25 protein-coding genes are annotated in these 26,250 nt (G+C 71.6%); 6 read left to right on the forward strand and 19 right to left on the reverse strand.

The genetic code is table 11. The features are described from left to right. The 6 genes from kdpB to AB0D53_RS31740 form a co-directional block, all read right to left on the reverse strand. Nucleotides 1-1,607: potassium-transporting ATPase subunit KdpB (gene kdpB / locus AB0D53_RS31715; RefSeq protein ID WP_362452585.1), on the reverse strand; the 1,607-nt coding region annotated here is incomplete at its 3' end. Beyond that, complete coding sequence (kdpA, locus tag AB0D53_RS31720; protein ID WP_362452586.1) at nt 1,604-3,268, reverse strand: potassium-transporting ATPase subunit KdpA; 1,665 nt, start codon at nt 3,266-3,268, stop codon at nt 1,604-1,606. The genes kdpB and kdpA, both read right to left, overlap by 4 nt. Before the next feature lie 7 nt (nt 3,269-3,275). After that, a complete protein-coding gene (gene kdpF, locus AB0D53_RS31725; RefSeq protein ID WP_037701211.1) occupies nt 3,276-3,365 on the reverse strand; it encodes a K(+)-transporting ATPase subunit F in 90 nt (29 codons plus the stop codon). Nucleotides 3,366-3,735: 370 nt separating this feature from the next. Next, entirely contained in the window at nt 3,736-4,509 is a 774-nt protein-coding gene (locus AB0D53_RS31730) for a DUF3710 domain-containing protein (protein WP_362452588.1), read from the reverse strand. 1 nt (nt 4,510) lies between these two features. After that, nucleotides 4,511-5,044, reverse strand: coding sequence for a dUTP diphosphatase (gene dut / locus AB0D53_RS31735; protein ID WP_362452589.1), 534 nt, complete (start codon nt 5,042-5,044; stop codon nt 4,511-4,513). Beyond that, nucleotides 5,044-5,628, reverse strand: coding sequence for a PaaI family thioesterase (locus tag AB0D53_RS31740; protein ID WP_329819370.1), 585 nt, complete (start codon nt 5,626-5,628; stop codon nt 5,044-5,046). Before AB0D53_RS31740 ends, dut begins: the two co-directional genes overlap by 1 nt. A 58-nt stretch (nt 5,629-5,686) precedes the next feature. Here AB0D53_RS31740 and AB0D53_RS31745 point away from each other — a divergent pair, with 58 nt between their 5' ends. Next, a complete protein-coding gene (locus tag AB0D53_RS31745; protein ID WP_362452590.1) occupies nt 5,687-6,142 on the forward strand; it encodes a DUF3093 domain-containing protein in 456 nt (151 codons plus the stop codon). Here AB0D53_RS31745 and AB0D53_RS31750 read toward each other — a convergent pair. From AB0D53_RS31750 to AB0D53_RS31765, 4 genes are all read right to left on the reverse strand, one after another. Beyond that, nucleotides 6,139-7,134 carry a hypothetical protein gene (locus AB0D53_RS31750; RefSeq protein ID WP_362452591.1) on the reverse strand — a complete coding sequence of 332 codons (996 nt, stop codon included), beginning with the start codon at nt 7,132-7,134 and terminating at the stop codon, nt 6,139-6,141. The genes AB0D53_RS31745 and AB0D53_RS31750 overlap by 4 nt on opposite strands. 12 nt (nt 7,135-7,146) lie before the next feature. Continuing rightward, the gene (locus AB0D53_RS31755) at nt 7,147-7,443 is read right to left on the reverse strand and encodes a DUF4193 domain-containing protein (RefSeq protein ID WP_003965732.1); all 297 of its coding nucleotides are present in this window, start codon (nt 7,441-7,443) and stop codon (nt 7,147-7,149) included. Nucleotides 7,444-7,847: 404 nt separating this feature from the next. Next, nucleotides 7,848-9,077 carry an ATP-binding protein gene (locus tag AB0D53_RS31760; protein WP_362452592.1) on the reverse strand — a complete coding sequence of 410 codons (1,230 nt, stop codon included), beginning with the start codon at nt 9,075-9,077 and terminating at the stop codon, nt 7,848-7,850. A gap of 6 nt (nt 9,078-9,083) precedes the next feature. Beyond that, nucleotides 9,084-9,737: a response regulator transcription factor gene (locus tag AB0D53_RS31765; protein ID WP_072485872.1), complete on the reverse strand. Its 654-nt coding sequence runs from the start codon at nt 9,735-9,737 to the stop codon at nt 9,084-9,086. A 360-nt stretch (nt 9,738-10,097) separates the two neighbouring features. Here AB0D53_RS31765 and AB0D53_RS31770 point away from each other — a divergent pair, with 360 nt between their 5' ends. After that, a complete protein-coding gene (locus AB0D53_RS31770; RefSeq protein ID WP_329819366.1) occupies nt 10,098-10,271 on the forward strand; it encodes a hypothetical protein in 174 nt (57 codons plus the stop codon). Nucleotides 10,272-10,421: 150 nt separating this feature from the next. Here the strand turns inward: AB0D53_RS31770 and AB0D53_RS31775 are convergent, their stop codons facing one another. Continuing rightward, entirely contained in the window at nt 10,422-11,240 is an 819-nt protein-coding gene (locus AB0D53_RS31775; RefSeq protein ID WP_362452594.1) for an inositol monophosphatase family protein, read from the reverse strand. Between the two features lie 37 nt (nt 11,241-11,277). Continuing rightward, nucleotides 11,278-12,405, reverse strand: a complete 1,128-nt coding sequence (locus AB0D53_RS31780) for a ferrochelatase (RefSeq protein ID WP_362452595.1) — start codon at nt 12,403-12,405, stop codon at nt 11,278-11,280. A gap of 153 nt (nt 12,406-12,558) precedes the next feature. On the opposite strand from AB0D53_RS31780, the gene AB0D53_RS31785 reads away from it, so the two are divergent. Together AB0D53_RS31785 and AB0D53_RS31790 are read left to right on the forward strand one after the other, a co-directional pair. Then, entirely contained in the window at nt 12,559-13,806 is a 1,248-nt protein-coding gene (locus AB0D53_RS31785) for an MFS transporter (protein ID WP_362452596.1), read from the forward strand. Next, a complete protein-coding gene (locus AB0D53_RS31790) occupies nt 13,763-15,085 on the forward strand; it encodes a D-arabinono-1,4-lactone oxidase (RefSeq protein ID WP_362452598.1) in 1,323 nt (440 codons plus the stop codon). The genes AB0D53_RS31785 and AB0D53_RS31790 overlap by 44 nt, the downstream gene beginning before the upstream one ends. Nucleotides 15,086-15,131: 46 nt before the next feature. Here the strand turns inward: AB0D53_RS31790 and AB0D53_RS31795 are convergent, their stop codons facing one another. Next, nucleotides 15,132-16,190 carry a hypothetical protein gene (locus AB0D53_RS31795; protein ID WP_362452599.1) on the reverse strand — a complete coding sequence of 353 codons (1,059 nt, stop codon included), beginning with the start codon at nt 16,188-16,190 and terminating at the stop codon, nt 15,132-15,134. A gap of 497 nt (nt 16,191-16,687) precedes the next feature. Here AB0D53_RS31795 and sepH point away from each other — a divergent pair, with 497 nt between their 5' ends. Continuing rightward, nucleotides 16,688-17,746: a septation protein SepH gene (gene sepH / locus AB0D53_RS31800; RefSeq protein WP_362452600.1), complete on the forward strand. Its 1,059-nt coding sequence runs from the start codon at nt 16,688-16,690 to the stop codon at nt 17,744-17,746. Between the two features lie 133 nt (nt 17,747-17,879). Here the strand turns inward: sepH and AB0D53_RS31805 are convergent, their stop codons facing one another. Continuing rightward, nucleotides 17,880-18,707 carry a sulfurtransferase gene (locus tag AB0D53_RS31805; RefSeq protein WP_362452601.1) on the reverse strand — a complete coding sequence of 276 codons (828 nt, stop codon included), beginning with the start codon at nt 18,705-18,707 and terminating at the stop codon, nt 17,880-17,882. A gap of 233 nt (nt 18,708-18,940) precedes the next feature. On the opposite strand from AB0D53_RS31805, the gene AB0D53_RS31810 reads away from it, so the two are divergent. After that, entirely contained in the window at nt 18,941-19,717 is a 777-nt protein-coding gene (locus tag AB0D53_RS31810) for a VOC family protein (protein ID WP_329819358.1), read from the forward strand. A gap of 17 nt (nt 19,718-19,734) precedes the next feature. On the opposite strand, the gene AB0D53_RS31815 is transcribed toward AB0D53_RS31810, so the two are convergent. The 5 genes from AB0D53_RS31815 to AB0D53_RS31835 all read right to left on the reverse strand — a co-directional run bounded on the left by AB0D53_RS31815 (nt 19,735) and on the right by AB0D53_RS31835 (nt 26,123). Then, entirely contained in the window at nt 19,735-20,616 is an 882-nt protein-coding gene (locus AB0D53_RS31815; RefSeq protein WP_362452603.1) for a PaaX family transcriptional regulator C-terminal domain-containing protein, read from the reverse strand. Between the two features lie 34 nt (nt 20,617-20,650). Then, entirely contained in the window at nt 20,651-21,301 is a 651-nt protein-coding gene (locus tag AB0D53_RS31820) for a thymidine kinase (protein ID WP_266427783.1), read from the reverse strand. A gap of 58 nt (nt 21,302-21,359) precedes the next feature. Next, nucleotides 21,360-22,547 carry a nucleotide pyrophosphatase/phosphodiesterase family protein gene (locus tag AB0D53_RS31825; protein ID WP_362452604.1) on the reverse strand — a complete coding sequence of 396 codons (1,188 nt, stop codon included), beginning with the start codon at nt 22,545-22,547 and terminating at the stop codon, nt 21,360-21,362. Then, nucleotides 22,547-23,143: a DUF5998 family protein gene (locus AB0D53_RS31830; protein WP_329819355.1), complete on the reverse strand. Its 597-nt coding sequence runs from the start codon at nt 23,141-23,143 to the stop codon at nt 22,547-22,549. The genes AB0D53_RS31825 and AB0D53_RS31830 overlap by 1 nt, the downstream gene beginning before the upstream one ends. An 85-nt stretch (nt 23,144-23,228) precedes the next feature. Then, complete coding sequence (locus tag AB0D53_RS31835; protein WP_362452605.1) at nt 23,229-26,123, reverse strand: GNAT family N-acetyltransferase; 2,895 nt, start codon at nt 26,121-26,123, stop codon at nt 23,229-23,231. Between the last annotated feature and the right edge of the window lie 127 nt (nt 26,124-26,250).

Below are 26,250 nucleotides of genomic sequence, written 5' to 3' on the forward strand. Positions count from 1 at the left end.
TTGCCGCCCCCCTGCTCGCGCTTGATGAGCGCCATCTTGTCCTCGGGGGTGGCCTCGGCGAGGAAGTCGTCGACGCCGGCCTCCTGGGCGATGGCCTTCGCGGTCAGCGGGTTGTCGCCGGTGATCATGACCGTACGGATCCCCATCCGGCGCAGCTCGTCGAACCGCTCCCGCATGCCCTCCTTGACGACGTCCTTGAGGTGGATGACGCCGAGGACCCGGGCGCCGTGCTCGTCCTCCAGGGCCACCAGCAGCGGCGTGCCGCCCGCCCCGGAGATCGTGTCGGTGAGCGCCTGCGCGTCCTGCGAGACGGTGCCGCCGCGCTCCTTCACCCAGGCGACGACCGAACCGGTGGCCCCCTTGCGGACCCTGCGTCCGTCCACGTCGACGCCGGACATGCGGGTCTGGGCGGTGAACGCGACCCACTCGGCCTGCCGCAGCTCGCCCTGGTGGCGCTCGCGCAGCCCGTACTTCTCCTTGGCGAGCACGACGATCGAGCGGCCCTCCGGCGTCTCGTCGGCCAGCGAGGAGAGCTGTGCCGCGTCCGCCAGTTCGGCCTCGGTCGTGCCCTTCACGGGTACGAACTCGGCGGCCTGCCGGTTGCCGAGCGTGATCGTGCCGGTCTTGTCGAGCAGCAGGGTCGACACATCGCCGGCGGCCTCCACGGCACGCCCGGACATGGCGAGGACATTGCGCTGGACCAGCCGGTCCATGCCGGCGATGCCGATCGCGGAGAGCAGTGCGCCGATGGTCGTCGGGATCAGGCAGACCAGCAGCGCGGTCAGCACGATCATCGACTGCGGCTGCCCGGCGTAGATCGCGAAGGGCTGGAGGGTGACGACGGCGAGCAGGAAGACGACGGTGAGGGACGCGAGGAGGATGTTCAGCGCGATCTCGTTGGGCGTCTTCTGCCGGGCGGCACCCTCGACCAGGGCGATCATCCGGTCGATGAACGTCTCGCCGGGCTTGGTGGTGACCTTGACGACGATGCGGTCGGAGAGCACCTTCGTGCCCCCGGTGACGGCGCTCCGGTCGCCGCCGGACTCCCGGATGACCGGGGCGGACTCGCCCGTGATCGCGGACTCGTCGACGCTCGCGACGCCCTCGACGACATCGCCGTCGCCGGGTATGACGTCACCGGCCTCGCAGACCACCAGATCACCGATGCGCAGCTCGGTGCCGGGCACCTGCTCCTCGCTCCCGCCGGCCAGCCGCCGCGCGACGGTGTCGGTCTTGGCCTTGCGCAGCGTGTCGGCCTGCGCCTTGCCGCGTCCCTCGGCGACCGCCTCCGCCAGGTTGGCGAAGACCGTGGTCAGCCACAGCCAGGCCGCGATCGCCCAGCCGAACCACTCGCCCGGGTCCAGGCACGCCAGCACGGTCGTGAACACCGAGCCGATCAGCACCACGAACATCACCGGGGACTTGACCATCACCCGTGGGTCGAGCTTGCGTACGGCGTCGGGGAAGGAGCGGATCAGCTGCGCGGGGTCGAACAGGCCCCCGCCGACGCGTCCTTCGCTCTGGTGACCCGTGGGCGCGTCCTGGTGCGGTGCCCGGGTGGGGGTGACAGTGGACATCGCGTCCTCTTGCTCCGTACGAGTGGTCATGACGCCAGCCCTTCGGCCAGCGGCCCCAGCGCCAGGGCCGGGAAGAAGGTCAGCCCGGTGATGATCAGGATCGTGCCGACCAGCAGTCCGCTGAAGAGCGGCTTGTGCGTGCCCAGGGTGCCCACGGTCGCCGGTACGGGCTTCTGCTCGGCGAGCGAGCCGGCCAGGGCGAGGATGAACACCATCGGCAGGAAGCGGCCGAGCAGCATCGCGAGACCGATCGTGGTGTTGAACCACTGCGTGTCCGCGTTGAGCCCGGCGAACGCCGAACCGTTGTTGTTGGCGCCCGAGGTGTAGGCGTAGAGGATCTCGGAGAATCCGTGGGCGCCGGTGTTGGTCATCGAGTGGGGCGGGGTGGGCAGTGCCATCGCCGCGGCGGTGAAGCAGAGCACCAGTGCCGGGGTGATCAGGATGTAGCAGGCCGCGAGCTTGATCTCGCGGGTGCCGATCTTCTTGCCGAGGTACTCCGGCGTCCGGCCGACCATCAGCCCGGCGATGAACACCGCGATGATCGCCATGACGAGCATGCCGTAGAGGCCGGAACCCACGCCTCCGGGCGCGATCTCGCCGAGCTGCATGCCCAGCATGGTGATCCCGCCGCCGAAGCCCGTGTACGAGGAGTGGAAGGAGTTCACCGCACCGGTGGAGGTGAGGGTCGTGGCCACGGCGAAGATCGAGGAGCCGGCGATCCCGAACCGGGTCTCCTTGCCCTCCATCGCCCCGCCCGCGATCTCGAACGCGGGCCCGTGGTGGCTGAATTCGGTCCACATCATCAGGGTGGTGAAGCCCAGCCAGATGACGCCCATCGCCGCGAGGATCGCGTATCCCTGCTTGAGCGAGCCGACCATCCGGCCGAACGTCCTGGTCAGCGCGAACGGAATGACCAGGATCAGGAAGATCTCGAGAAGGTTGGACAGCCCGTTGGGGTTCTCGAACGGGTGGGACGAGTTGGCGTTGAAGTAGCCGCCGCCGTTGGTGCCCAGCTCCTTGATGGCCTCCTGGGAGGCCACGGCGCCGCCGTTCCACTGCTGCGAGCCGCCCATGAACTGCCCGACCTCGTGGATGCCGGCGAAGTTCTGGATCGCACCGCAGGCCACCAGCAGCAGCGCGCCGACGGCGGCGATCGGCAGCAGGATCCGTACGGTGCCGCGCACCAGGTCGGACCAGAAGTTGCCGAGCTCACCGGTGCGGGAGCGGGCGAAGCCGCGTACGAGGGCCACCGCGACGGCCATCCCGACGGCGGCCGAGACGAAGTTCTGCACCGCGAGGCCGCCGGTCTGCACGACGTGGCCCATGGCCTGTTCGCCGTAGTACGACTGCCAGTTGGTGTTGGCGACGAAGGACGCCGCCGTGTTGAACGCCTGGTCCGGGTCGATCGAGGCGAAGCCCAGCGAACCGGGCAGCGCGCCCTGGAGCCGCTGCAGCAGATAGAGGAAGAGGACGCTCACCGCGGAGAAGGCGAGCACCCCCCGCAGATACGCGGGCCAGCGCATCTGCGTGTTCGGGTCGGCGCCGACGGCCTTGTACATCCACTTCTCGACGCGCAGGTGCTTGGTCGAGGAGTAGACGCCGGCCATGTAGTCGCCGAGCGGACGGTACACCAGCCCCAGCGCCACGACGAGCGCGAGAACCTGGAGCACACCAGCGAGGACGGGGCTCATATCGCGCTCAGAACCTCTCCGGGTACAGAAGGGCGAGGACGAGGTAGCCCAGCAGGGCGACGGCCACGATCAGGCCGACGATGTTCTCGGCAGTCACAGCTTCGCCACCCCCTTGGCGACGAGAGCCACCAGCGCGAAGACCGCGATCGTGGTGACGACGAAGGCCACATCGGCCATCGTGTGCTCCTAGATGAGGTACGGATTCTCGGACCTCTTGAGCAAACCTCCCGCCACAGGTGTCCTGGCCTGCGTTGATGTCTTCCTTACGGGGAACGGCGGGCCTTTTACGGCGCACATACGTGCCCGATACGCGCCCCATACGCGCCCCCTCTGCGCGCTGTCCGGAACCTGTCTTGCGCACGGCCCGGTGCCTTCTTCCGGACGCGGAACGGCCGGTGGGCCGCACCCCCTCGAAAGGGGATACGGCCCACCGGCCGAAGCTGTGCCGGGCGGTTGCCCGTGCCCGCTCAGCGCACCTCGGTGATCTCGGGTCCGCGCTGGAGCTGGCCCATGCCACCGGAGAACTTCGAACTCTCCTGGCTCTCCTGCTGGACCCCTTCGGGGACCATCTGGGCGTCATCGGGCAGCTTGAGGACGATCGGGTCGCGCGGCGCCATCGGGCCCTCGCCGCGGACGACCACGGTGTCCCGGAAGATCGTCTCCAGCAGCCCGGCGGCCTCCGGCTGCACGGCGCCCTGGCCGGAGATCACTCCGCGGAGGAACCAGCGCGGCCCGTCGACGCCGACGAAGCGCACCAGCTGCACGCCGTTCGTCCCGTCCGGGAGCTGTACGGGGACCTGGGCACGCAGCTCCCAGCCCAGCGGGCCCTCGACCTCGTCGATGATCCCGCCCTGCTGGGTGATGCCGGACGCGATCTCCTCGCGGACCTCGCCCCAGATGCCTTCCTTCTTCGGCGCGGCGAAGGCCTGCAGCTGGATGGCGCTGTCGCGCAGCACCACGGTCGCGGCGACGATCGCGTCACCGGCCACCTCGACGCGCAGCTCCATGCCCTCGACGCCCGGCACGAAGACGCCACCCAGGTCGACGCGTCCCTCGCCGGGCTGGGAGACCTCGGAGACGTCCCACGGGCCGTCCGGCCGGGGTGCCGGCGGGAGGTTCACCCGACGCGGGCCGCTCGCGGCGCCGTCGGTGTCATCGAGCTCGTCGACGACCTGCTCGGCCTCGCGCGCTTCGTCCGCCGCGTCCTCGGCGGAACCACTCTTCTTGCGACGTCCGAACACGTCACTGTCCTTCCCGGTCGGGTACGACCGAAGCGTAGCTGTTCCCGCCCTGGGTAATCCCGCCCCTGACGCCATCAACATCACCGGAAGCATGCCCTCCGGTGGATCCGAAGCCTCCCTCGCCGCGGGCCGAGCCGGGCAGCTCCGCCACCTCGTGGAAGCGCACCTTCTCGACCTGCTGGACGACCAGTTGGGCAATCCGGTCGAACCGCTCGAACCGCACGGGCTCACGCGGGTCGAGGTTGATGACGATCACCTTGATCTCTCCACGGTACCCGGCATCAACCGTCCCCGGGGCATTCACGAGGGCGACTCCGCAGCGTGCGGCGAGGCCGGAGCGCGGGTGCACGAACGCGGCGTATCCGTCGGGCAGCGCGATCGACACCCCGGTGGGCAGCACCGCCCGCTCGCCCGGGGCGAGCACGACGGCCTCGGTGGTCACCAGGTCGGCTCCGGCGTCGCCCGGGTGCCCATAGGCCGGAATCGGCACGTCCGGGTCGATCCGACGGATCAGTACGTCCACGGGCCGGCGCATCAGGGGTTCACCTCGAAGGCCCGGGCGCGCCTGACCTGGTCCGGGTCGGCCATCGCCGCCCGGATCTCGGCCGGGCGGCCGTTCTCGATGAAGTGGTCGACCTTCACCTCGACGAAGAGCGCCTCGGCCCGGACCGCGACGGGCCCGTCCGGGCCGCCGATCCGGCCGGTCGCCCGGGAGTAGATCTTCCGGCCGTGCACCGCGGTGATCTCCGCGTCGAGGTGCAGCACGGTATCCACCGGAACCGGCCGCACGAAGTCGGTCTCCAGCCGTCCGGTCACGGCGATCACCCGCAGGAGCCAGTTCAGCGAACCGAGCGTCTCGTCCAGCGCGGTGGTCAGGATGCCTCCGTGCGCCAGCCCCGGGGCGCCCTGGTGGGCGGCCTTCACGGTGAACTCGGCGGTGACACTGACGCCGTCACCGGCCCGCGCCTGGAGGTGCAGCCCGTGCTGCTGTCCTCCGCCGCAGCCGAAACAGTGTTCGTAGTGCGCGCCGAGGAGTTCGCCGGGGGCCGGGGCTTCGGGGTGCCGGACCGGTTTCACCGCGTCGGCCGGGGGCTTCAGAGCCGCAGATGTTCCACTCACAGGCGCAGACCTTACCCGCGCGGCTACCCGCGGGTCGCACCGTGCCAAGCTTGGGTCCATGCAGCCTTCCACCCCGCCTTTCGACGAACGACTGACCGCGCCCCGTTCGTGGTGGCTCATCGCCCTCCTGGTCGGCATCGCCTGCGCGCTGATGCTGCTGCCGCTCGGCACCCTGCCCCTGCTGGCCGGCCTGGTGGGCGGCACGGCCCTGTCCGCGGTCGCGGTGAGCTCCTACGGCTCGGCCAGGATCCGGGTCGTGGCGGGCGCGCTGGTCGCCGGCGACGCACGGATTCCGGTGACGGCGCTCGGCGAGGCCGAGGTGCTGGACGGGGAGGAGGCGCGCGCGTGGCGCACGTACAAGGCGGACACCCGCGCGTTCATGCTGCTGCGCAGCTACATCCCGACGGCGGTCCGGGTGGAGGTCACCGACCCGCAGGACCCGACTCCGTACCTCTATCTGTCGACGCGCGAGCCGCAGGCCCTGGTGGCGGCCCTCATGGCCGTACGCGCCTAGTTCCCTTTTCCGCTCCCGCGGCGGCCCCGGCGCCTCTGGGCGTCCGGCTCGCCCGGCAGGGCCTTGCGGGGGCCCACCTGCCGCTCCAGCGGAGGCAGCTCGGGGAGCCTGTCCCAGGGGATCTGGTGCTTGCGCAGGTCCTTCCTGACCCGTTCGGCGAGTTTTCTGGTGTCGCGGCGGTTCATCGCCGCGCCGACGGCGGCGCCGACCATGAACGGGACCAGACTCGGCAGATCGCGCGCCATGCGCTTCATGATCTGCTGGCGCAGCTCGCGCTTCATCTGACCGCCCAGCGCGGCGTTGACCGTCGTGGGGTGGGCGACGTCGATTCCGCGCTCCTCCGTCCAGGACGTGAGGTAGGCCGTGGAACGCTGGCCGAGCCCGCCCGGCGGGCGCTGTCCGTAGACCTCGTGCAGCTCCGCGACGAGCTTCATCTCGATCGCGGCCACACCCGTGATCTCCGCCGCCAGCTCGGCGAGCATGGCGGGCGGTACGGGCATCATCGCCGCCGCGCCGATTCCGGCGCCGACGGTGGCGCTGCCCCTGCTCGCGCCCGCGACCAGCTTGTCGGCGAGCTCCTCCGGGCCGAGGCCGGGGAACTGCTTGCGCAGGGTGGCGAGATCGCGCACAGGGATGCGGGGAGCGTTCTCGATGATCAGGTCGGCGATATGACCGATCGCTGCCTTGGCACTCTCCCCGCTCTTGCGTACGCCCCGTTTCACTGAACCCAGACGGCCTGCCCCGGTCACGGGCTCCGTCCTGTCGACCTGTCCGGCCCCATCGGCCGTGTCGACTCCTTCGGCCGCCGCGACAACCGCTTCGAGCGAGGCCGGCCGGCCCCGCTCGTCGTCCCGCTCGCCCGGGGAGGGTGGCAGGGCGGATGGCTCGGCAGGCGCTGCTACGCCTTCTGCCGGGCCCGTGCCGCCCTGATACGCCTCCGACGACCTCTTGCGCCGCAAGCGCCGCTTCCGGAACGGTGTGTCGCCTGCCACGGTCGGCGCGACCTAGTCGCAGTCGCGGCAGATCGGCTGGCCGTTCTTCTCGCGTGCCAGCTGGCTCCTGTGGTGCACGAGGAAGCAGCTCATGCACGTGAACTCGTCGGCCTGCTTGGGCAGGACCCTGACGGCCAGCTCCTCGTTGGACAGGTCTGCGCCGGGCAGCTCCAGTCCTTCGGCCGCGTCGAATTCGTCGACGTCGACGGCGGACGCCGTCTTGTCGCTCCGGCGAGCCTTGAGTTCTTCAAGACTGTCCTGGTCGACGTCGTCATCGGTCTTGCGTGGGGTGTCGTAATCCGTTGCCATGTCGCTCTCCCCCTCTGGGTGTCTGCGGTGTCTCAGCGCACGTAACGCGTGAGAGGCCGGACTTGTGCCCGACCCGAGGCGGAGATTTTGCCTCACATCAAGGTCTGTTACTCAATCGACACCCAATAGGACCGCTCAGGAGCGGCCGGCTTGGGTGGCGATGGGGACCGTACACGGTCCCGGTGTCGCGCTCCACGGGCGCCACCCCGTGTACTTCCCGTGATATCGGGCTCCGAAAACCCCGAGTTTTGCGGGTTTTCGGGGGGAGTCCCTGATCACGGAGCGTTGACGGTCACATATTCGCTCCTGTGATCGATCACACACGGACGATCCGGGCGCAGGTCCCGAAAATTCCGCTCAAAGCGAACAAACCAATTCATGCGCGGATCCCTCCGCCCGGCCCCTCAGACCGGAAGTGAGACACGCATCACAAGACCACCGCCTTCACGGGGCTCCGCGATGATACGGCCACCGTGTGCGCGCGCCACGGAGCGCGCGATCGACAGGCCGAGCCCGACCCCCTTGTCGCTGCCCGTTCGCTCCGTACGGAGCCGTCTGAAGGGCTCGAAGAGGTTGTCGATCTCGTACGCCGGCACCACCGGGCCGGTGTTCGAGACCACCAGCACGGCCTGGCCGCCCTGGAGCTCGGTGGTGACCTCCACCCAGCCCCCCTCGGGGACGTTGTAGCGCACGGCGTTCTGTACGAGGTTCAGCGCGATCCGCTCCAGCAGGACGCCGTTGCCCTGCACGACGGCGGGGGCCCGCTCGCCGCGGATCTCCACACCGCGCTCCTCGGCCTCGCCGCGCGTCTGGTCGAGCGCGCGCGAGGCGACCTCCGCGAGGTCGACCGGTTTGCGCTCGACGATCTGGTTGTCGCTGCGGGCCAGCAGCAGCAGGCCCTCGACCAGCTGCTCGCTGCGCTCGTTGGTGGCCAGCAGGGTCTTGCCGAGCTGCTTCAGCTCCGGCGGGGCCTGGGGGTCGGAGAGATGGACCTCCAGCAGCGTGCGGTTGATCGCCAGCGGTGTGCGCAGCTCGTGCGAGGCGTTGCCGACGAACCGCTGCTGGGCGGTGAAGGCCCGCTCCAGTCGGTCGAGCATCTCGTCGAAGGTGTCGGCGAGCTCCTTCAGCTCGTCGTCCGGGCCGTCCAGCTCGATCCGGCGGGACAGATCCGTTCCGGCCACCCGGCGGGCGGTGCGGGTGATCCTGCCCAGTGGCGAGAGCACCCGCCCGGCCATCGCGTAACCGAAGGCGAAGGCGATGACGCTGAGGCCCACCAGGGCCAGCAGCGACCGGTTCAGGAGCGTGTCGAGCGCCTGCTGCCGCTGGTGGTTGACGCAGGAGTTCATCGCCGCGTTGAAGGTCTCCGGCGAGGCCTTCTCGGGCAGGTTGCAGACATCGCTGGTGACCTGCCCGTTGACGATCTTGAATGGCAGCTCACTGCCCACGTGCAGGGCCTGCGCCGCCAGCATGTAGATGATCGACAGCAGCAGGATGCCGGCGATCAGGAACATGCCGCCGTAGAGCAGCGTGAGCCGTATCCGGATGGTCGGACGCAGCCAGTAGGGGGGCTCCTGCTGTTTGGGCTCCCAGGTGGGCTTCGGGGGCGCCGTCGGCGGCGCGGGGACGGTGGGCATCGGCCGTCAGATCCGGTAGCCGGAACCGGGCACGGTGACGATGACCGGCGGCTCGCCGAGTTTCCGGCGCAGCGTCATGACGGTCACCCGGACGACATTGGTGAACGGGTCGGTGTTCTCGTCCCAGGCCTTCTCCAGCAGCTGCTCGGCCGAGACGACCGCACCCTCGCTGCGCATCAGGACCTCCAGCACGGCGAACTCCTTCGGCGCGAGCTGGACCTCCGTCTCGCCCCGGAAGACCTCGCGCCGGTTGGGGTCGAGCTTGATGCCGGCCCGCTCCAGGACGGGCGGCAGGGCCACCGTCGTACGCCGGCCGAGCGCCCGCACCCGTGCGGTGAGCTCGCTGAAGGCGAACGGCTTGGGCAGATAGTCGTCGGCCCCGAGCTCCAGGCCCTCGACCCGGTCGCTGACGTCCCCGGACGCGGTGAGCATCAGCACCCGGGTGGGCATGCCCAGCTCGACGATCCGCCGGCAGACGTCGTCGCCGTGCACCAGGGGGAGGTCCCGGTCCAGCACCACGACGTCGTAGTCGTTGACCTCGATGCGCTCCAGGGCCGCCGCACCGTCGTACACGACATCGACGGCCATGGCCTCCCGGCGCAATCCTGTGGCCACCGCATCGGCGAGCAGCTGCTCGTCCTCCACGACGAGTACGCGCACGGCGCTGTCCTTCCTTAGAAACTTCAGAACGTGTCGAAGCACCCACGGTCCGTGATCCGGGCATCCGTCGGCACTGGTCTGTGCGGCTCCATCCTGCCCGCAACGCGCATAAACCGGCGGTAAGGCGGCGCTGCCCCACCTGGGGCCCAGCGGAATTCACCGGATTTTCCGCCCAGTTGAGGTTTCTCCCGCCCCGGGCCCGGGGAGGACGAATTCACACCCGCGATCACGCCTTGAATGTGGCGTCCCACAGGCCACTCCGTCCCCGGAGAGCGCGTGATCACCCGCCCTACCGCCTCCGTGCGGAGGGAAACCCCGGGCACACCCCCGTGCCACCGACCCACGATGAGGGGGCGCATTATGGACGCTTTCACCGCAGGTCTGCTGCAGCGGATCAGGACCACCGAGCACGACCTCACGAGAGCCCGGGAGACGGGCGACGACTTCCTCGCGGATGTCGAGCAGAGCGAGCTGGAGGACCTTCACCGCCTCGCCGCCGAGCACGGCGTCGAGATCGGCGCCACCAGCGTCTGAGTACGCACATGTGAAGGGCCCCTGACGCCATGACCGGCGTCAGGGGCCCTTCACATGTGCCCGAAGGCCTCTCGTTCGGATCATGCCGGGCCCACGTGGCCCGGTGCCGCCCCGATCCGCCCCGATCCGCCCTGATCCGAACGGAAGTCCCTAGTCGTGCCAGGCGCCGAACTCCTCCAGGAGGACCTGCAGCGGCTCGAAGACGCCCGGCGTCGCGGCGATCGTCAGATCACCGTCGGCGGGCTGTCCGGGGCGCCCACCGGTGTACGCGCCCGCCTCACGGGCGATGAGGTCGCCGGCCGCCAGGTCCCAGGCATGGAGCCCGCGCTCGTAGTAGCCGTCGAGACGGCCGGAGGCCACGTCGCAGAGGTCCACCGCGGCGGAACCGCTACGCCGGATGTCGCGAAGCCGCGGGATCAGCTGCTGAGCCACGTCCGCCTGGTGCGCACGGACGTCGCTGACGTAGTTGAAACCGGTCGAGACGAGCGCCTGGTCGAGCGGCGGCGCGGGCCGGCAGCGCAGAGCGGTGCCCTCGCCGTACGCGCCACCCGTGGCGTACGCCCCGCCGCCGAGCACCGCACGGTAGGTCTCGCGGCGCATCGGGGCCTCCACGACACCCACGACGCGCACGCCGTCCCGTTCGGCGGCGATGGAGACGGCCCAGGTGGGCAGTCCGTACAGGTAGTTCACGGTGCCGTCGAGCGGGTCGATGACCCAGCGGACGCCGCTGCTGCCCTCGGTGCTGGTCCCTTCCTCGCCGAGGAAGCCGTCCTGCGGGCGGCGTTCGCTCAGGAAGCCGGTGATCAGCTTCTCGGCGGCGAGGTCCATCTCGGTGACGACGTCGATCGGGCTGGACTTGGTCGCGGCCACTCCCAGATCGGCCGGGCGGCCGTCACGGAGCAGCGCGCCCGCGCGGCCGGCGGCCTCCAGGGCGAGGTCGAGCAGTTCGGACAGGTTCGGGTCGGTCACGACTCTCCAGGGGATCTGTGGGCGTACGGCGGGGCGCTCACGCGTAGGGGCTGTCGGCACCCGCGGCGGCGGGCTTGGGGGCCCGGGCCGGGCAGCAGCCGACCGGGCAGAGGTCGTGGCCCGGGCCGAGCGCGCCCAGTGCGCACCGCTCCTTGCCCTGCCCCCGCTCGGTGGCGGCGCGCTCCAGCACCAGTTCGCGCACGGCCGCGGCGAACCGCGGGTCGGCTCCCACGGTCGCCGACCTGCGCACCGGCAGTCCGAGCTCGGCGGCCTTCGCGGTGGCCTCGGTGTCGAGGTCGTACAGGACCTCCATGTGGTCCGAGACGAATCCGATGGGGGCCATCACCACGGCGGGCACCCCCTGCGCGTGCAGCGTCTCCAGGTGGTCGCAGATGTCGGGCTCCAGCCAGGGGATGTGCGGGGCGCCGCTGCGCGACTGGTAGACGAGCTGCCAGGGGTACTCGACGCCGGTCTCCTCGCGCACCGCGTCGATGATCAGCCGGGCGACGTCGAGGTGCTCGGCGACGTAGGCGCCGCCGTCGCCGTGCGCCTCGACGGGGCCGGAGGTGTCGGCGGCCGAGGTGGGGATGGAGTGCGTGGTGAAGGCGAGATGCGCCCCGGCGCGTGCGTCCTCGGGGAGGTCGGCCAGGGAGGCGAGGACGCCGTCCACCATGGGCGTCACGAAGCCGGGATGGTTGAAGTAGTGCCGCAGCTTGTCCACCCGGGGCACCGGCAGCCCCTCCGCCTCCAGGGCGGCCAGTGACCCGGCGAGGTTCTCGCGGTACTGACGGCAGCCGGAGTACGAGGCGTAGGCGCTGGTGGCGAGGACGGCGATGCGGCGGTGCCCGTCGGCGGTCATTTCGCGCAGGGTGTCGGTGAGGTACGGCGCCCAGTTGCGGTTGCCCCAGTACACCGGCAGGTCCAGTCCGTGCTCGGCGAAGTCCTTGCGCAGGGCGTCCAGCAGGGCTCTGTTCTGGGCGTTGATCGGGCTGACGCCGCCGAACAGGAAGTAGTGCTTGCCGACCTCCTTCAGCCGCTCCTCGGGGATGCCTCGGCCACGGGTCACGTTCGCCAGGAACGGGACCACGTCGTCCGGGCCTTCGGGGCCGCCGAAGGAGAGCAGCAGCAGGGCGTCGTAGGGGGCGGGATCGCGCAGATCGGACATGACACCGATCCTGCCACCCGCCTCGGACAGCCCTCCCACCGACATCGGCTCGGGGACCCACCCCACTGTCGGACCGTCCGCCCCGACCGTAAGCTGTATCGGTTACCTTCACGTATTACAGGCGCGTGCGATCACGCTGTTCCGGAGCTCTCCTTGCCCAGTCCCTACCGCGCGATATTCGCCGTCCCCGGCACCAAGGGGTTCTCGGCGGCCGGATTCCTCGGCCGGATGCCGCTGTCCATGATGGGCATCGGTGTGGTGACCATGATTTCCCAGCTCACCGGCCGTTACGGCCTCGCCGGCGCGCTCTCCGCGACGCTCGCGATGTCGGCGGCGGTGCTCGGTCCGCTGATCTCCCGGCTCGTGGACCGGCACGGGCAGCGCCGTGTGCTGCGTCCCGCCACCCTCGTCGCGCTGGCGGCGGTGGCCGGGCTCCTGATCTGCGCGCAGCAGCGGTTGGCCGACTGGACGCTCTTCGTCTTCGCGGCGGGCGCCGGCTGCGTGCCCAGCGTGGGATCGATGATCCGGGCCCGCTGGGCGGAGATCTACCGCGGTTCGCCGCGCGAGCTGCACACCGCGTACTCGTGGGAGTCGATCGTCGACGAGGTGTGCTTCATCTTCGGGCCGATCATCTCGATCGGGCTGTCCACGGCCTGGTTCCCGGAGGCGGGGCCGCTGCTGGCCGCCGGGTTCCTGCTGGTCGGCGTCCTCTGGCTGACCGCGCAGCGGGCCACCGAGCCGGTTCCGCATCCGCGCCGGGAGCACACCGGCGGCTCCGCGCTGCGCTCCCGGGGCCTCCAGGTGCTCGTGGTGACCTTCGTGGCCACCGGTGCGATCTTCGGGTCCGTGGACGTGGTGACGGTGGCCTTCGCCGAGGAGCGTGGCCACAAGGCCGCGGCGAGCCTCGTACTGGCGGTGTACGCGCTGGGGTCCTGCCTGGCCGGCGCGGTCTTCGGCCTGCTGCACCTCAAGGGGAAGGCGTCCACCCGGTGGCTGGTGGGCGTGTGCGCGATGGCCGTGAGTATGATCCCCCTCCAACTGGCCGGGAGCCTGCCGTTCCTGGCCGTGGCGCTCTTTGTCGCGGGTCTCGCCATCGCACCGACGATGGTCAGCACCATGGCCCTCGTCGAACAGCACGTATCGCGCACCGAACTGACCGAGGGCATGACCTGGACCAGCACCGGGCTCGCCGTCGGGGTGGCGCTCGGCTCATCGGCCGCCGGCTGGGTGGTCGACGCGTCGGGGGCCGGGGCGGGGTACGCGGTGTCCGTCGTGTCGGGAGCGCTCGCGGCCGCGGTGGCGTTCCTGGGGTATCGCCGGCTCAGCGGGCCGGTTCCTACGGAAGGGCGCGCGGAAGATGACCGACACCGACGCACGGACGACGACGAACGCGTGGCGTAACTGGGCGGGGAACGTCACCGCCCGGCCGGTACGGGCCGTGTCCCCCGCCTCCGTTCCGGAGCTGGCCGAGGTGCTGCGCCGGGCGTCCGAGGACGGTCTGCGGGTCAAGCCGGCCGGCACCGGGCACTCCTTCACCGCGGCGGCGGCCACCGACGGCGTGCTGATCCGCCCGGACCTGCTCACCGGCATCCGGAACATCGACCGCGAGGCGATGACGGTGACCGTCGAGGCCGGCACCCCGCTGAAGCGGCTGAACACCGCCCTGGCCCGCGAGGGTCTCTCGCTCACCAACATGGGCGACATCATGGAGCAGACGGTCGCGGGCGCCACCTCGACCGGCACCCACGGCACCGGCCGCGACTCGGCCTCCATATCCGCGCAGATCCGCGCCCTCGAACTGGTCACCGCCGACGGCACGGTGCTGACCTGTTCCGAGAAGGAGAACGCCGACGTCTTCGCCGTCGCCCGGATCGGGCTCGGCGCACTGGGTGTCGTCACGGCGATCACCTTCGCCGTGGAGCCCGTCTTCCTGCTGACCGCCCGCGAGGAGCCGATGGCCTTCGACCGGGTCATGACCGACTTCGACGAGCTCGTCGCCGGGAACGAGCACTTCGAGTTCTACTGGTTCCCGCACACCGGGAACTGCAACACCAAGCGCAACAACCGCAGCGCGGGCCCCGCCGCCCCGCCCGGAAAGCTCAGCGGCTGGATCGAGGACGAGCTCCTCTCCAACGGGATCTTCCAGGTGGCCTGTTCGCTCGGCCGGGCGGTCCCCGCCACCATCCCGTCCATCGCCAAGCTCTCCAGCCGCGCCCTGTCGGCCCGTACGTACACCGACATCCCGTACAAGGTCTTCACCAGCCCGCGCCGGGTCCGCTTCGTGGAGATGGAGTACGCGGTGCCGCGTGAGGCGGCCGTGGAGGCGCTGCGCGAGGTGAAGGCGATGGTCGAGCGTTCGCCGCTGCGGATCAGCTTCCCGGTGGAGGTCCGTACCGCCCCCGCGGACGACATCGCGCTCTCCACGGCCTCGGGCCGCGAGAGCGCGTACATCGCCGTCCATCTCTACAGGGGCACGCCCTACCAGGCGTACTTCACGGCGGTCGAGCGCATCATGACCGCCCATGCCGGGCGTCCGCACTGGGGCAAGGTCAACACCCGCGACGCCGAGTACCTCGCCGGGGTGTACCCGCGGTTCGGCGAGTTCACCGCCGTGCGCGACCGGCTGGACCCGGACCGGCTCTTCGGCAACGACTACCTGCGCCGGGTGCTGGGCGAGTAGCGCCCGCCGGCCGTGAGCTCCGCGCGCCCGGGGCGCGCGGAGCCGCTCACTGTCCGGTGTCCGTGCCGGCCGTGGCACCGTTGCCCTGTGCCGGGGCCTCGCCGCCGCCCGCGGGGGCCGTGCCGGGGGAGGCACCGTCGTCGGGTGCCGACGGGGAGGGAGTGGCCGCCGGGGACGGGCTCGTACGGTCACCGGTGCCGCCCGACCGGGTGGGGCCGGGCGTCGGGTCGGCCGAGGAGCTGTCGCCCCCGCCGGAGTCCGGGTTCCGGCTCGCGCCGCCCTGCTGGTCCGTACCGGGCGTCGTGCCGCTCTCCTGGCCCGGCGTCCGCCCCTGACCGGGGTCGGTGGTCGTCGACGGCGCCGGATCGTCCGACCCCGAACCCCGCTCCCCGCCGCGCACGACGGAGCCGACGGTCGTGCCCTGACCACCGCTCAGGTCGTTGCCGGAGATCAGCTCGTACGTGGTGATCCCCGCCATCGTGAGGACGAAGACCACGGCCGCCCCGAGCGCCGACCGCTTCCAGCCGCGGAGCCGGGTGCCGTGCGTGGTGGCTTCGGAGAACTCCTCGTCCGGCTCCGGCCGCCCGGTGGTGAGGAGCTGGGTCGCGTCGAGGGGGCGCAGCATCCGCGTACGGTCCGGATCGCCGGCCGGGTCGCGCGGCGCGGCCGTGGCGTCCGCCCTGCGCAGCACGGTCGTGGCGTCCATGGCCGGCAGCGCCGTGGTGGCGTCCGTGGCTCCGCCGGGAGTGCCGGAGGCGGCGCGGGAGGGCGTTGTGCCCGTCGGCCCTCGCGTTGCCTTCTTCGTCGCACGCGCACCGGTGGTCTCACGCGTATGCACGGTCACCTCGCGGCCCGGGTGCTTCACCTGGACCGTGACCTCGCGGATCTGCTCCCCCGTGCGCCGGAAGAAATGCTGGAAGACCGAACCGCCGCAGGTGGCGACGACGCTCATCACTCCGGCGCCGAGGATCGTTCCGTACACACCCAGCTGGGAGGCCGCCACCGCTGCCGCGACCGCCGCCACAGCGCTGCCCGCCACCTGTGGCAGGCTCAGATCTATACGCCTTTCCTTGGGTTCTATGTCACTTTCCGGCTTCTGCACCATTTCCAGCCCTTGATTGACATCTCTCCCACCATGCAACAGGAAGGGACATTTGAGCGAAGTGATTAGTTCCGCTTCGGGGGATTCTGTGAAGCAGGACACGCGCGGAGGATGCGCCGCCTTCGGCCGGGTAGCCCAACTCCCGCACCTCAGGAGAACTTCGACGGCGCGGCGGTCCACCCCGGTGGCCCGAATGGAGTACTGTGGCGAGCCCTGGGGCCGGACTCCCGTACGGGTGTCCGGGATCTTCGGGAGGGGGCCGAAGGAGGCACTCGATCCGGCGGCGCCACGGCATCGCACGGGGACTGGCTACACGAAGTGACCGAAGGTCACTTTATGTTGCAGAATAGGTCACCGTGTCATACCGGCGATCAAGGGCTCACGCCCGACACGCCGGGCAACACGGCAATGTTGTGGCAGGCTGCACCCGGGCAGGCCACACTCGACTAGCGGAAGCAGCGACGCACGTGACGTCGGCAGGCACCACCCGGGAGGTCCCCATGCCCGAACTGCGTGTCGTGGCCGTCTCCAACGACGGCACACGACTGGTGCTCAAGGCTGCGGACAGCACGGAGTACACGCTTCCCATCGACGAGCGGCTGCGAGCCGCCGTGCGCAACGACCGCGCGCGGCTCGGCCAGATCGAGATCGAGGTGGAGAGCCACCTCCGCCCCCGCGACATCCAGGCACGGATACGAGCCGGTGCCTCCGCCGAGGAGGTCGCCCAGTTCGCCGGGATCCCCGTCGACCGTGTCCGCCGCTTCGAGGGCCCCGTGCTCGCCGAGCGCGCCTTCATGGCCGAGCGGGCCCGGAAGACCCCCGTGCGCCGTCCCGGTGAGAACGCCGGCCCCCAGCTGGGCGAGGCGGTGCAGGAGCGGCTGCTGCTGCGCGGCGCCGACAAGGAGACCGCCCAGTGGGACTCCTGGCGCCGGGACGACGGCACCTGGGAGGTCCTGCTGGTCTACCGGGTCGCCGGCGAGCCGCACTCCGCGAGCTGGACGTACGACCCGCCGCGCCGGCTGGTGCAGGCCGTGGACGACGAGGCGCGCTCGCTGATCGGCGAGACCGACGACGTCGCCGCGCCCGAGCCGAGCTTCCCGTTCGTGCCCCGGATCGCCCGGCTGCCGCGCGACCGGCCGCTGGACCGCGCCCTGGACCGTCAGATGGAGCGGCCCACGGCCCCGCCGCCCCCGCCCGAGCCCGAGGAGCAGATCTCGGCCGGTGAGCGCGATTCGCTTACCAGCCTGCTGGAGGCGGTGCCGAGCTTCCGCGGCGACATGGTGGTGCCGGAGCGTCCGGCGCCGCCGGAGCCGCCCGCGATCGACCCCGCCGCCCAGGAGCCGGACGTGGACGAGCCGCCGGCCGCGGCGGCCTCCGCGGGCGCCGGTTCCGCCTACGCGGATGTGCTGATGCCACGAGCGGTGGCCGGTCACCGTGACCGGCTGACCGGGACGACGGACCGCCAGGCAGAGGCGGACGGCGTCCGGCCGGGCCGCCGGGCCGCCGTACCGACCTGGGACGAGATCGTCTTCGGTACGCGCCGCAAGAAGCAGGACTGAGCGGAGCGACCACAGGATGACGAGGGCCCGTACGCCACTGCGTGCGGGCCCTCGTGCCGTGTGCGTCCGCCGCACCCGGCGCCTGCGGGGCCGGGTGCGGCGGGTCCGGCCGGTCGGGTCGGCGCCCGTCCCGTTACTGCGGCTCGGGCCCCGTGGCGACCGGGCGGGACTCGTCAGCGGACCACTCGGACCAGGAACCCGCGTACAGCGCCGCGGGGATGCCCGCCACGGCCAGGGCCAGTACTTCATGGGCCCCGGAGACCCCGGAGCCGCAGTAGACGCCGATCTCCTGCGCCCGGTCGGCGCCGAGCCCCCTGAAGCGCACCGCCAGCGCCTGAGCGGCCAGGAACCGGCCGTCCTCCCCCGTGTTCTCGGAGGTCGGAGCCGAGACGGCGCCCGGGATGTGGCCGCCCACCCGGTCGATCGGCTCCACGTCGCCCCGGTAGCGCTCGGCGGCCCTGGCGTCCAGCAGCAGACCCGAGCGCGCCAGCGCCGCCGCCCCGTCCGCGTCCAGCAGAGGCAGCGCACCGGGCGCGGGCCGGAAGTCGCCCTCGGCCGGGACCGGGGTCTCCTGCTGGAGTTCACCCGTCCAGGCGGCGAGCCCGCCGTCCAGCACCCGGACGTCCGGGTGCCCCGTCCAGCGCAGCAGCCACCAGGCACGTGCCGCCGCCCAGCCCTGGCCGCCGTCGTACACGACCACCGGGGTGTCCCGGGAGACACCGGCCCGGCGCATCACCGCCCCGAATTCCTCCGGGTCGGGCAGTGGATGACGGCCGCCGCGGCCTGCCGGTCCGGCGAGTTCCGCGTCCAGATCGACAAAGACCGCACCGGGAATGTGCCCGGCCTCGTAGTCGGGCCGCCCGTGCGGGCCACCCAGTTGCCAACGTACGTCGAGGAGCACCGGCGGACGTGGCCCCGCCGACTCGCTCGCGTATTCGGATGCGGTGATGATGGGCTTCATGGGTGCCATCCTCGCGCAGGAGTCACCCCATCCGTGACACCGCTGAAACGGACGCACCGCATCAAATCGGCCTTCCTCCGTCGAGATCCCGGAAAGTGCGGCGCGGCCGGAGCGCTTCGTGCGCCGGGTGGTGCAAGCATCTGCACGGGGCGTACACATCCCGTACCGCGCGACGGCACGCCGGCCCCGATCCCCCTGTACGGCCACCCCGATGGTCCGAGAAGAGAGTGACGATGATCGAGGCTGCCGCTCCGCGTACGCCCGGAACACCCTGCTGGGTGAGTCTGATCGTGCACGGCCTGAGCACGACCCAGGACTTCTACGCCGATCTGTTCGGCTGGGAATTCGTGCCGGGTCCGGACCAGCTGGGTCCGTACGTCCGGGCGACGATCGACGGGAAGGTGGTGGCGGGTGTCGGCCAGCTGCCGCCCGAGCGGCATCTGCCGGTCGCCTGGACGACCTATCTGGCCAGCGACGACGTGGATCTCACGGCGGAGACCATCCGGTCCTGCGGTGGCACGGTCGCCGTGGGGCCGCTCGACGCGGGCGAGGCGGGCAGGCTCGCCATCGCCTCCGACCCCAGCGGCGCGGTCTTCGGGGTCTGGCAGGCCGCCGCGCACATCGGCACAGCGCTCGCCGGGGCTCCCGGCACCCCGGTCTGGAACGAGCTGGTGACCCGCGAGACCGCGACGGTCTGCAAGTTCTACCAGACGGTTTTCGGCTACGAGGCGGAGGCGGTCGTCTCGGCCGACTTCGACTACCAGACCCTGCATCTGAAGGGCCGGCCGGTGGCCTCGCTGCACGGCGTCGGCCACGCACTGCCGCGCGACCGGGGCCCGCACTGGATGACGTACTTCGAGGTCGCCGACACCGATGAGGCGGCCCGGCGCGTGGTCGAGCTCGGCGGCTACATCCTGCAGCCGCCCCGGGAGGGGTCGAGCGGCCGGGTGGCGACCGTGGCGGACCCGGAGGGTGCGGCGTTCACGATCATCCGCTCGGACGCCCGCTGAGCCGTCCGGCAGAGGCGTCAGCGCGCTCGGACCCGCTCGACATGCCGATGAGCGGGTCCGGCCAGCCGTGTGTGCATCTCGTCGAAGAGCTCGGAGGCGTGGGTTCCGCTCCACTCCCCGGGCAGTAGTTCACGCGCGACCCCGGGGTCGAGGTAGACCAGCCGGCGCCAGTCGGTGAGGACCCCGATGTACGTCGTGAACGCCTGGCGGTCCGTCACCGGGGCTCCGCGCGCGATCCGTTCGGCCTCCGGACGGTGCGCGGCGAGGAATTCGACGTACAGCCGCTGCAGCCGGTCGGTGTCCCACCAGGAGCGGACCTTCGCGGCGAGTTCGTCCGCATCGCCGCCGCCGGCCGAAAGGTAGTCGGCCCGGAAGAGGTCGGCGTACGAGCGCAGTCCGTGCCTGGCGAGCATGGACTCCGCCTCGTCGTGCACATGTCCCGGAGCGATCCACACCCCGGCGGACACGGAACCGAAACCGAGCCGGGTGAGCTGGGTGCGCAGGGTGTGCCGCCTGGCGCGTTCGGACTCGGGCACCGAGAAGACGACCAGTACCCAGCCCTCGTCCACGGTGGCCCGCCGGGCCGCGAAGATGCGCGGATCGCCGTCGCGCAGTATCCGCTCGGTCTCGGGCGAGATCCGGTATCCGGCCGCTCCGGACACCGACTGGGCCTCCAGCAGTCCGGCCCGCTTCAGCCGGGAGACGCAGGAGCGCACGGTCGGCGCCTCGACGTCGAGGTCGGCCAGGAGCTGGATCAGTGAGGCCACCGACATCCAGCCGTCGGTGTCGCGCGCGTACAGCCCGTAGACGGTCACGATCAGCTGCCTGGGCTGCACCTTGCCCAGCGGGCCCGGCCCGGCCCCGGACTCTTCTGCGCTCACCGTGTTCACAGGCGTCATCCTAAGCAGCCGCGCACGGCGCCGACCGGGCGGCTCAGACGGAGGTGACGGGCAGCACGTCCGGCGACAGCGCGCCCGCGCGGGCGCTCGCGCTGGTCGTCCTGCGCTGGTGGTGGCGCCGGCACAGCACCTCGTAACCGACCTCGCCCGCCTGCTGGTTGACATCGCCCACGACGACCTGCGCGCCTTCGACGACCATTTCGCCGCCGACCGTCCGGGCGTTGTGCGTGGCCCGCGCGCCGCACCAGCAGAGCGCTTCGACCTGGAGCGTCTCGACCCGGTCGGCGAGCTCGATCAGCCGCTGGGACCCGGGGAACAGCTTGGTCCGGAAGTCGGTGGTGATACCGAACGCGAAGACGTCCATGTCGAGGTCGTCGACGATGCGCGCGAGCTGGTCGATCTGGACGGGCGCCAGGAACTGCGCCTCGTCCACGATCACGTAGTCCGCCCGGCCGCCCCGGCTTATCCGGTCGACGAGATGGGCGTACAGATCCATGCCCTCATCCGCCTCGACGGCCTCGGTGACCAGCCCCAGGCGAGAGGAGAGCTTGCCCTCCCCCGCCCGGTCGTCACGGGTGAAGATCACACCCTGCAGACCGCGTGCCGAACGGTTGTGGCCGATCTGCAGCGCCAGCGTGCTCTTTCCGCAGTCCATCGTTCCGGAGAAGAACACAAGCTCGGGCATGAGGGGCTGAGCACCTTTCGGGCGGGAGGAGAAGCAGTGGTCGGTCGGGAAAACGCGGTTACGAGCGTACTTCGAGGAGCGGGACGAGCTGCTCGACGGGGGTCATCGAGCCGTGCATGCCCACCATCGCGGACTCGTGCGGCTCATTGACCGAGGCGGTGATCACCACGTCGTCGTGGGCCGCCGCGACGACGTCGCCGATCCTGCCGTGCACCCGCTCGTCGATCTTCGGGCCGAACCAGCCGGCCGCGATCGCCTCGTCCCTGCTCGCCACCCAGAACTGCTCGCCGAGCACTTCCCGCCAGACGGTCAGCACATCGTTCTCGGCTCCCGGGACGGCGTACACATGACGGGCCCGGCCCTCGCCGCCGAGCAGGGCGACGCCCGCGCGCAGCTCCCAGTCCTCGTCGAAGTCGATCCGGGACTGCTCGTCGAACGGGATGTCGATCATGCCGTGGTCGGCGGTGATGTACAGCGCCGAGCGGGGCGGGAGCTGTTCGGCCAGGCGCCGGGCGAGTCCGTCCACGTACATCAGCTGTCCGCGCCAGGCGTCGGAGTCGACACCGAAGCGATGCCCCTTGCCGTCGACCTCGCTGTAGTACGTGTAGACGAGCGACCGGTCGCCCGCGGCGAGCCGTTCGGCGGCGGTGTCCATCCGCTCCTCGCCGGACAGCCGGCCCAGGAACGAGCCGCCGCTGAGCGCGACCTTGGTGAGCGGGGTCTGCTCGAAGGCGGGGGCGGAGACCTGGGCGGTGCGCACGCCCGCGGCGTCGGCGAGCTTGAAGACCGTGGGGTACGGCTGCCAGGCCTTCGGCGGGGTCCAGGGGTTCCAGCGGAGCTGGTTCATCAGCTCGCCGGTCTCCGGATTACGGGCGGTGTAGCCGGGCAGACCGTGCTCCCCGGGCGGGAGCCCGGTACCCACCGAGGCCAGCGAGGTGGCCGTGGTGGCCGGGAAGCCCGCCGTTATCGGGCGGCCGGTGCCGCCGCGCGAGGTGGGGAGCAGCGAGTGCAGAAACGGTGCCTCGTCGGGGTGGGCCTTGATCTGCTCCCAGCCCAGGCCGTCGATCAGGAACACGCAGTTCCGGTCGGCGGGGGTGAGTTCGGGGATCGCCGCGGTGAAGCCGGGCACGCCCTGTCCGGCGACGAGCGTGGGCAGCAGGTCGGAGAGCGATCCGCTGCCGTACTCCGGGACCGGGGCGCTCTCGACAGTGAGCGGGTCGTACTCCTGCCAGGCCGGCTGTGCCATCAGCGGCCGGTCGCCGCGGTCGCCGCCGTGGCCTCGGAGAGCGCCTGGGCGAAGGCGAGGGTCTGGCGCACCGTGTCCGGGCCGTCGCCGGCCTCGCTGACCCGCAGGCTCAGGTCGTCGGCGGTGGAGTTGCCGGTGTAGCCGTGGTCGGCCTCGCAGTTGGGGTCGCCGCAGGCGGCCGGCTCCAGGTCGATCCGGGAGACCGCGCCCCAGCCGATGGTGAGGACGACCTCGCGGGGCAGCGTGCCCGGCACGTACTTCTCCGGGTTGGCCACGACCCGGCTGACCACGACCGAGGAGATCCGGTCGAGCTTGACCGACTCCGTGGACGTGGTGGCGTACGGGGACGGGGAGCTGGTGTCGGCGTTCTGCTCGTCGGTGTGGCTGACGATGAAACGGTTGTCCGTCAGGACCAGGACCGTGACATGGCGGCGCACCTCGTTGGAGTCGAACGTGGTCTCCTGGTGCACCAGGTACGAAGCGACCGGCTCACCGCCCACAGCGGCCTCCACCGCCTCGGCCACGAGGGCCGGGTAGTAGCCGCTGCGCTCGATCGCCGCGCGCAGCCCCTGGGTCGTCGTACCGGTCTTTGCCATGAGGACCATCCTACGGGGGCCGGATGACTGCCGGGGACGTTGTGCGGCAGGGCGCAGGGGCCCCTCGGACCTGACGGCGCCCCGGTCAGTAGTTGGGCAGGCGGCGGGGGCCGAGATCGGTGCGGGGCGGGGGCGGCGAGAGGCGGACGCTCGCGCCGAGCACGGTCAGCCCCTGGGGGGCGACCACCACGGGTTCCAGGGCGATGGAGACCACCTCGGGGTGGTCGTCGACCAGCCGGGAGACCCGTAGCAGCAGCTCTTCGAGGGCCGCGGTGTCCACGGGCGCCGCGCCTCGCCAGCCGAACAGCACCGGGGCCGCCCGGATGGACCGGATCAGCTCGGCGGCGTCGCGGTCGGTGGCCGGGACGAGGCGGTGGGCGGTGTCGCCGAGGAGTTCGGAGGGCGCGCCCGCGAGCCCGAAGGACAGGACGGCTCCCGCCGCAGGGTCGATCGTGGCCCGTACGACGGTGTCGACGCCGCGCGGGGCCATGGCCTGGACGACGGGCCTGAGCTCGGCCGGCTTGCCGAGCAGGTCGGTCAGTTCGCCGTACGCCCGGCGCAGCGCGGCCTCGTTGGAGAGGTCGAGCCGGACTCCGCCGAGATCGGCCCGGTGGCGCAGATGCGGCGCGGTGGTCTTGAGCGCCACGGGATAGCCGAGCAGAGCCGCCGCGGCGACTGCGCTGTCCGGGTCGGGCGCCGGGAGCGTCGGCCGTACGGTGATGCCGTAGCGGCCCAGGAGTTCGCGGGCCTCCTCGTGGGCGAGCGGCCGGCCCCGCGGGTCGGGGTCGGGGCCGAGGAGGGTGTCGATGAGCTCGGCGGCGCCCGTCTCGTCGATGGTGTCGTCGAGGAACTCGGGCACCTTGCCGGGCGCGGCGGCCTGGCGTCGCCACTGGGCGTACCGCACCGCTTCGGCCAGGGCGCGCACCGCGCGTTCGGCGGCGGGGTAGGCGGGGATCCGGCCGGCGCGGGTGCCGGGGGCACCGGTGAGCGGGGCGGCCGGTCCCGGGCCGGGGTCGGGCGGGGTGGTGGCTCCGGTACGCGCTTCCGGGGTGATGGCTCCGGTACGCGCTTCCGGGGCGGACGGGGCCGCAGGGCGCGGCTGCGCGACCGTGCTGGTGGCCGCGGCGAGGGCCTCCGCCAGCCCGCCGATCTCGACGTGGACGACGGCGACCGGCTTGGCCGGCCCCGCGGCGGCGGCCGTGTGCAGCGCGTCCGCGAGCACCTCTCCGTCGCCCGCCTCCGCCTCGCCGTCCTCGCCGACCCACGGGATGGCCGTCACGATCACGGAGTCGCAGCCGTCGTCGGCGAGGGCCTCGGCCAGGGCGTTCCGGAAGTCCTGCGGGGTGGCGGCGGTGGTGAGGTCGAGGGGCGGGCGCGGGCGCAGTCCCTCGGCGAGGCAGGCGTCGTACGTGAGGAGGCCGAGCGATTCGGAGTTGCCGAGGATCGCGACCCGGGGGCCGGCCGGCAGCGGCTGGTCGGCGAGGAGGAGGCCCGCGTCGACCATCTCCGTCACGGTGTCGACCCGGATCACACCGGCCTGGCGCATGAGCGCCGAGACCGTCGCGTCCGGGATACGGCTGATCGGCACCGCGTGGCCGGGCGGGGTGGAGCCGCTGTGCCGGGCGCCCTTCACCACGACGACCGGCTTGACCGCCGCGGTGCGCCGCGCGAGGCGGGTGAACTTGCGGGGGTTGCCGAGCGATTCGAGGTACAGCAGGGCAACGTCGGTGTCGGGGTCCTCGTACCAGTACTGGAGGAAGTCGTTGCCGGAGATGTCGGCGCGGTTGCCCGCGGAGATGAAGGTGGACAGGCCCGCGCCGCGCCGGTAGAGCCCGGAGAGCAGCGCGATGCCGATCGCGCCGGACTGCGTGAAGAGGCCGATGCGGCCGGGGGCGGGCGGCTCGGGGGCGAGCGAGGCGTTCAGCCGAACCGTTTCCGCGTTGTTGATCAGGCCGAAGGCGTTCGGGCCGATGATCCGCATTCCGTACGAGCGGGCCTGCCGGACCAGTTCGCGCTGCCGGTCCCGGCCCTCGGCGCCCCATTCGGCGTATCCGGCGGAGAGGACGACCAGGCCCTGGACGCCGTGTTCGCCGCAGTCCTCGACGGCTTCCGGTACCCGGTCGGCGGGGACGGCGACGACCGCGAGGTCGACCGGTTCGCCGATCTCGCCGATCGAGCGGTGGGCGGGCACGCCGTCGACCGTGGCCAGGTCGGCGGCGAAGGCGCGGTTCACGGCGTACGTACGGCCGGTGAAGCCGGCGCCGAGGAGGTTGCGCAGGACCGTGCGGCCGACGCCTCCGGGGGTCCGGCCGGCCCCGATGACAGCGACGGAGCCGGGGGCCAGCAGGCGTTGCACGGACCGCGCTTCCGCCCGCTGCTCACGGCCGCGCTGGACGGCGAGGGACTCGGCGGTCGGTTCGAGGTCCAGGGTGAGGTGGACGGAGCCGTCCTCGAAGCTGCGCTGCTGGGTGTATCCGGCGTCCCGGAACACCTTGATCATCTTGGTGTTGGCGGGCAGCACCTCGGCGGCGAAACGGCGGATCCCGCGCTCGCGGGCGACGGCCGCGATGTGTTCGAGGAGCGCCGAGGCCACGCCGCGGCCCTGGTGCGCGTCCTGGACGAGGAAGGCCACCTCGGCCTCGTCGGCGGGTGCCGAGGCGGGCCTGCCGCGCTCGTCGATCCGGTCGTAGCGGACGGTCGCGATGAACTCGCCGCCGACCGTGACCGCGAGCCCCACCCGGTCGACGTAGTCGTGGTGGGTGAAGCGGTGCACGTCCCGGTCGGACAGCCGGGGGTACGGGGCGAAGAACCGGTAGTACTTCGACTCGTCGGAGACCTGTTCGTAGAAGCTGACCAGCCGTTCGGCGTCGTCCGCGGTGATGGGCCGGATGCGCGCGGTACCTCCGTCGCGGAGCACCACGTCCGCTTCCCAGTGGTCGGGATAAACGTGATGCGGACTCTGCTCCTGCGCGGGCTGCATGGGCAAAGACTACGGCTCGGCCAGCGGTCGCGTACGGATCGGGGCCGGGGCAGTCTGGGAGGGCCGATCGGCGGCACCCCGGGCATCACGGGCGTTCCCGGGGGTCGGCCGGAGCACTGCGCACCGC

Origin of the sequence: Streptomyces sp. NPDC048295, assembly GCF_040652135.1 — a bacterium.
Classification (GTDB): Bacteria; Actinomycetota; Actinomycetes; order Streptomycetales; family Streptomycetaceae; genus Streptomyces.

What these genes read in the sequence shown, in the direction of transcription:
- sepH (WP_362452600.1), top strand. Translation starts at nt 16,688, where the DNA reads ATGCCCGAACTGCGTGTCGTGGCCGTCTCCAACGACGGCACACGACTG.
- AB0D53_RS31755 (WP_003965732.1), bottom strand. Translation starts at nt 7,443, where the DNA reads ATGGCAACGGATTACGACACCCCACGCAAGACCGATGACGACGTCGAC.
- AB0D53_RS31815 (WP_362452603.1), bottom strand. Translation starts at nt 20,616, where the DNA reads ATGACGCCTGTGAACACGGTGAGCGCAGAAGAGTCCGGGGCCGGGCCG.
- AB0D53_RS31795 (WP_362452599.1), bottom strand. Translation starts at nt 16,190, where the DNA reads ATGGTGCAGAAGCCGGAAAGTGACATAGAACCCAAGGAAAGGCGTATA.
- AB0D53_RS31810 (WP_329819358.1), top strand. Translation starts at nt 18,941, where the DNA reads ATGATCGAGGCTGCCGCTCCGCGTACGCCCGGAACACCCTGCTGGGTG.
- kdpA (WP_362452586.1), bottom strand. Translation starts at nt 3,268, where the DNA reads ATGAGCCCCGTCCTCGCTGGTGTGCTCCAGGTTCTCGCGCTCGTCGTG.
- AB0D53_RS31830 (WP_329819355.1), bottom strand. Translation starts at nt 23,143, where the DNA reads ATGGCAAAGACCGGTACGACGACCCAGGGGCTGCGCGCGGCGATCGAG.
- AB0D53_RS31820 (WP_266427783.1), bottom strand. Translation starts at nt 21,301, where the DNA reads ATGCCCGAGCTTGTGTTCTTCTCCGGAACGATGGACTGCGGAAAGAGC.
- AB0D53_RS31780 (WP_362452595.1), bottom strand. Translation starts at nt 12,405, where the DNA reads ATGTCCGATCTGCGCGATCCCGCCCCCTACGACGCCCTGCTGCTGCTC.
- AB0D53_RS31745 (WP_362452590.1), top strand. Translation starts at nt 5,687, where the DNA reads ATGCAGCCTTCCACCCCGCCTTTCGACGAACGACTGACCGCGCCCCGT.
- dut (WP_362452589.1), bottom strand. Translation starts at nt 5,044, where the DNA reads ATGCGCCGGCCCGTGGACGTACTGATCCGTCGGATCGACCCGGACGTG.
- AB0D53_RS31770 (WP_329819366.1), top strand. Translation starts at nt 10,098, where the DNA reads ATGGACGCTTTCACCGCAGGTCTGCTGCAGCGGATCAGGACCACCGAG.
- AB0D53_RS31835 (WP_362452605.1), bottom strand. Translation starts at nt 26,123, where the DNA reads ATGCAGCCCGCGCAGGAGCAGAGTCCGCATCACGTTTATCCCGACCAC.
- AB0D53_RS31825 (WP_362452604.1), bottom strand. Translation starts at nt 22,547, where the DNA reads ATGGCACAGCCGGCCTGGCAGGAGTACGACCCGCTCACTGTCGAGAGC.
- AB0D53_RS31790 (WP_362452598.1), top strand. Translation starts at nt 13,763, where the DNA reads ATGACCGACACCGACGCACGGACGACGACGAACGCGTGGCGTAACTGG.
- AB0D53_RS31760 (WP_362452592.1), bottom strand. Translation starts at nt 9,077, where the DNA reads ATGCCCACCGTCCCCGCGCCGCCGACGGCGCCCCCGAAGCCCACCTGG.
- AB0D53_RS31805 (WP_362452601.1), bottom strand. Translation starts at nt 18,707, where the DNA reads ATGAAGCCCATCATCACCGCATCCGAATACGCGAGCGAGTCGGCGGGG.